4 protein-coding genes are annotated in these 3,852 nt (G+C 66.3%); 1 reads left to right on the forward strand and 3 read right to left on the reverse strand.

What is annotated here, in order from left to right:
* Nucleotides 1-621: YHYH protein (locus LzC2_RS20635; protein WP_171189915.1), on the forward strand; the 621-nt coding region annotated here is incomplete at its 5' end.
* A 204-nt stretch (nucleotides 622-825) separates the two neighbouring features.
* Here the strand turns inward: LzC2_RS20635 and LzC2_RS20640 are convergent.
* From LzC2_RS20640 to LzC2_RS20650, 3 genes are read right to left on the reverse strand one after another with little or no spacing between them, the layout of a single operon-like run.
* The gene (locus LzC2_RS20640; protein ID WP_171189916.1) at nucleotides 826-1,605 is read right to left on the reverse strand and encodes an SGNH/GDSL hydrolase family protein; all 780 of its coding nucleotides are present in this window, start codon (nucleotides 1,603-1,605) and stop codon (nucleotides 826-828) included.
* 11 nt (nucleotides 1,606-1,616) lie between these two features.
* The gene (locus LzC2_RS20645; protein WP_171189917.1) at nucleotides 1,617-2,327 is read right to left on the reverse strand and encodes a Uma2 family endonuclease; all 711 of its coding nucleotides are present in this window, start codon (nucleotides 2,325-2,327) and stop codon (nucleotides 1,617-1,619) included.
* A 36-nt stretch (nucleotides 2,328-2,363) separates the two neighbouring features.
* Nucleotides 2,364-3,848: an excinuclease ABC subunit UvrC gene (locus tag LzC2_RS20650; protein WP_315854769.1), complete on the reverse strand. Its 1,485-nt coding sequence runs from the start codon at nucleotides 3,846-3,848 to the stop codon at nucleotides 2,364-2,366.
* Nucleotides 3,849-3,852: the final 4 nt, after the last annotated feature.

Below are 3,852 nucleotides of genomic sequence, written 5' to 3' on the forward strand. Positions count from 1 at the left end.
GCTCCCGGAGGACCGCCGCCCGGCGGTCGCGGCGGCTTCGGTCCCCCCAATAACGGGCCCCCGGGCGGCGGTCCTCCGGGAGCAGCGCCGGGCGGTCCCGGCGGCGGGGAGCGGTGGCAATATGAAGCCCTGTCCGGCGCCGTGCCCCTGGGGCTGGACGAAAACCATGCCCACGTGCAGCCGACCGGCGCCTATCACTATCACGGCCTGCCGACCGGATTGTTGAAGAACCTCGGCTGGAAGGCCGGCGCCCATTCCCCGCTGATCGGCTGGGCCGCTGACGGATTCCCGATCTACGCGAAGACCGGCTACGCCGACGCGGACGACGCCTCCTCCGACGTGAAGGAGTTAAAAAGCAGCTATCGACTGAAGGAGGGCCGTCGCCCCGGCGGCGAGGGTCAGCCCAAGGGGAAATACGACGGCACCTTCACCCAGGACTACGAATACGTCGCGGGGTCCGGCGACCTGGACGAATGCAACGGCCGCCAGTGCGTGACGCCCGAGTTCCCCGAAGGCACCTACGCCTACTTCCTCACGGACGACTGGCCGGTCGTCCCGCGTCAGTTCCGCGGTACGCCGTCGGAGGATTTCTTCCGCGGACCGCCGCGGGGCGGGCGGTGAGGGGGGGGGCCGGCGCTCGACAGGTCGACAGCGTCTGGAGAATCGCATACCAGCCCGATGCGAAAGCATCGGCCGTCGGCATCGCCGACGGAACAATCCGAATGTCGAAGCCTACAAACAGACGCCATACGGCCGACGCTTCCGCGTCGGGCTGGTATTGAAATACGTCGATCGTCCGAGGCCGCTCCGTCCGTCGGATGCGGTTCAGGTCGTATAGAACCGTGACCCGCCGGAGGCGAAGTCGTGCGTCGTGACGACCCGGCGAATTAACTCCGCCAGCTTCAAGCCGCCGGCGACGGAGGGCTCGATCGGGTTGGCGTAGTCGTCGGGGGCGACGAACGCCGTGCGAAGGTCGATCACCGGCAGCCCCCGGCGAACGGCGACGCGGGTGATGATGTCGTTGAACGCCGGCAGGGCGGCGGTCGCCGGGCGTTGGCGACGCGGTTCGTCGTAGTTCGGGTCGTAAATCGTGCAAACCGCCAGCCGGCCTTGCGCCGCCTCGACGACGGCGGCGACCGCGGCGTCGTAGCGCTCTTCAAACGCCTCCCGCAGGTCCGCTAATTCGTTAAAGACCTCGGTCGCGATCGAGACCGGCTTGGTGAGGATCGACGCCGACCGCAGGGCGTCGTTCCCGCCGGCGCTGAGCACGGCGTAGGCGTTCTCCAGTTCCCCCGCCTTGAACTGTCCCGGGACGTCCTCCACGACGGCCCCGTCCTTCGCCATGAGGACGGCGGACCACTCGTCGCCGGCTTCGGCCATTACCTCTTCGAGATGGTCGCCCGTGGACTTCCCGCCGGCGACGTAGCCGCCGTTGTCGAACACGCTGTCCCCCAACAGCACGACCGGCCCGGGAGCGTTCTCCCCGTCCGCCCACCCCGGCAGATTGCGAGCGGGCGATTCCGCTTTCCCCCCGCACCCCGCCAACGCCGCGGCCCCGCCCGCGGCGAGCAACGTGCGGCGGGGAAAGGCGAATTCATTCGTCATCGCAGATGCCCTCATGCGGGATTGGAGAGGTCCGCCCCGGCGAACAGTTCGCTCAACGGCGCCGTAAAGCCCGGCAATACGGGTTCGCCGGTTAACGTGTCGGATTCGCGAAGCAGGGTGTCGGCATCGGGACCGGTCCAGACGACCACGGTGCGGGCCAGCGGGTCCGCCTCCCAGACGGCCTCCACGCCGGCGGCGAAATAGACTGAGCGCTTCAACGCCATCTCCCGCCGCGTGTTGCCGGGGGAAAGCACTTCGACGACGAGCGCTGGGGTGACGGCGACGTAGCCCCGATCCGGTAGACGCCCGTCGGGGAGCCTGTCCTTCCGGGTAAAACTCGCGTCTGGCGCCCGCAGTCCGTCTTCAAAGTTGAAGAAGCCATCCGCCTGCTGAATCCAACCGAGTCCCCGCGGGACGACGAGGTTCCCAAGAAGACGCACGAACTCGGCTCCGAGCCAACTGGAGAGAGTACTCATCGGCTTACGAATCAGAGTTCCGTCGATCAGTTCGTACAGGCCGTCTCCACGGCGATTCGCGGCTTCCCAATCCTCTAAGGTCGCCGTGCCCGGGGCGGGGGCAGTGACGACGCGGCTGGCGGGGATCGGCCCGAACCGCTCGCTGAGGTCGGCAAGCGTCAATCCCGGCGCGACGGAGGACGCGGAGGATCGATCGGCTGGTTGACGAGCCGGGACGGCGGGCGGCGGTTCGGCGAGAGCAGGCATGACGATCAGTTTATCGCGAGGTTCGGGCCGGCGCCTTCACTTCGCCGACCGCCGCCGCGGCCGTCCTTTCGGGCCGCCTTTGCGGCTGCCGACGGCCTCGTCGAAGGTGCTTTTCCGTCTCAGGATGTGGTGGTAGTGCTGGGCGAAACGGTGCGATTCGTCGCGGACGTATTGCAATAATCGCAGGCCGTAGCCGTGTCTTGAAAGAATCTTGGGCGTCGGATCGCCGGGGAGAAAGACTTCCTCCTCACGCTTCGCCAGGGAGATCGTGAAGGGGCGGTTCGTCTCGTCCAGACCGATCGCCTCCATCGCCGCGACGACGGCGGAGAGCTGCCCCTTGCCGCCGTCGATCAAGAGGATATCCGGGAAGCGTTCGCCCTCCTGTTGCAGCCTTCTCAAGCGACGCGAGACGACCTCCCGCATGCTGGCGAAGTCGTCCACCCCGGCGACGGTTTTGATGCGGAAGCGTTTATAGCCCGGCTTGAACGGCAGGCCGTCGATAAACTGCACGAGGCTGGCGACGGTCTCCCCGCCCTGCAGATGGGCGATGTCCACGCCTTCGATCACCCGGGGGGTCTCCGGCAGTTTGAAGACCTGCTGTAAGCCCTTCAGGCCCTTCTTCGGGTCGATCTGGAACACCTCCGGCTGGGCGTGCTCGTCGAGATCGCCTCGCAGGTCGATATTTTCGATCGCTCGGATCTGATCCCGCAAACGGCCGGCTCGTTCGTAGTCTTTCGTCTCCGCGGCGGCGGACATTTCCTTCTTCATCTCCCGCAGCAGGTTGTGCGTCTTGCCGTCCAACACCATCTTGAGACGTTTAATATCCCGGGCGTATTCTTCCTTGGAGATCTTGAGATTGCACGGGGCGGTGCACTGTTTAATGGAGTGCAGCAGACAGGGACGGAACCACTCCCAGCGCTCGTCGTCGGCCTCGATATCCAGCGCGCAGGTGCGGAACTTGAACACTTTCTGCAGGGCGTTGATGACGCCCCGCAGCTTGCCGGCGCTGGGGAACGGGCCGTACAGCTTGACGGATTTATCCTTCGGCTCCCGGGTGAACTCGACACGCGGGAAGTCCTCCCGCGTGGTGATTTGTAGGTACGGAAATGTCTTGTCGTCTTTGAGGTCCGAATTATACCGCGGACGCACGTCCTTGATGAGGCGGGCCTCGGTCAGCAGGGCGTCGACCTCGTCCCGGCAGTCGATATGATCGAGATCCGCGATCTGCGTGACCAGTTCCGCCGTCCGCCGCTCGGCCGCGGCGGCCTTTAAGAAATAACTGCCCACGCGGCTCCTCAGGTTGACCGCCTTCCCCACATAGATGACTCGGCCGGCGTCGTCTTTGAACAGATACACGCCCGGAGTGGTCGGGAGTTGCTTCGCTTTCACGCGCGCGGCCTCGAATCCCGGGCCGGTTTCCGGCGCGTCGGCCGCGGTCCCGTCGACCGCCGTCACCTCCGCGTCTGGGGCGTCTTCGATCACGGGGGAACTCGTGTGGGGCGGGTCGAGGCGGCGGGGCACGGCG

The sequence above is a fragment of the Alienimonas chondri genome, assembly GCF_013036045.1.
GTDB lineage: Bacteria > Planctomycetota > Planctomycetia > Planctomycetales > Planctomycetaceae > Alienimonas > Alienimonas chondri.

Excerpts from the sequence above, each read along its gene's own strand:
- LzC2_RS20640 (WP_171189916.1), bottom strand. The coding sequence starts at position 1,605 with ATGACGAATGAATTCGCCTTTCCCCGCCGCACGTTGCTCGCCGCGGGC.
- LzC2_RS20645 (WP_171189917.1), bottom strand. The coding sequence starts at position 2,327 with ATGCCTGCTCTCGCCGAACCGCCGCCCGCCGTCCCGGCTCGTCAACCA.